Here is a 363-nt window from a genome sequence, read left to right as displayed (position 1 = left end):
GTGGACGAAGGGGATCGAACCCTCGACAACGGGAGTCACAATCCCGTGCTCTACCAACTGAGCTACGCCCACCATATTGCGTTAACAAAGAAACCAAACCACTTCTTTGTTGAGCCCTACCCTGCTTTTCAACGGGGCCAAGCTTTATTTGGTGCGGATGAAGAGACTCGAACTCTTACGCCTCGCGGCGCTGGAACCTAAATCCAGTGTGTCTACCAATTCCACCACATCCGCGCTTGAAGCTCTTAAAGCAAAGGCGCCAGATGATTAATCTGGCGCCCTTCTAAATATGGGGTGGACGAAGGGGATCGAACCCTCGACAACGGGAGTCACAATCCCGTGCTCTACCAACTGAGCTACGCC

The 363-nt window shown here is 52.9% G+C and carries 1 tRNA gene; it reads right to left on the bottom strand.

Annotation, left to right across the window (positions count from 1 at the left end):
• Positions 1-149: 149 nt before the first annotated feature.
• Positions 150-234 (bottom strand) — tRNA-Leu (locus ACQRBV_RS22905).
• Between the last annotated feature and the right edge of the window lie 129 nt (positions 235-363).

Source organism: Pseudomonas sp. R11F (genome assembly GCF_050312575.1).
Lineage (GTDB): Bacteria > Pseudomonadota > Gammaproteobacteria > Pseudomonadales > Pseudomonadaceae > Aquipseudomonas > Aquipseudomonas palleroniana.
This window is presented reverse-complemented; position numbering and strand designations above follow the sequence as displayed.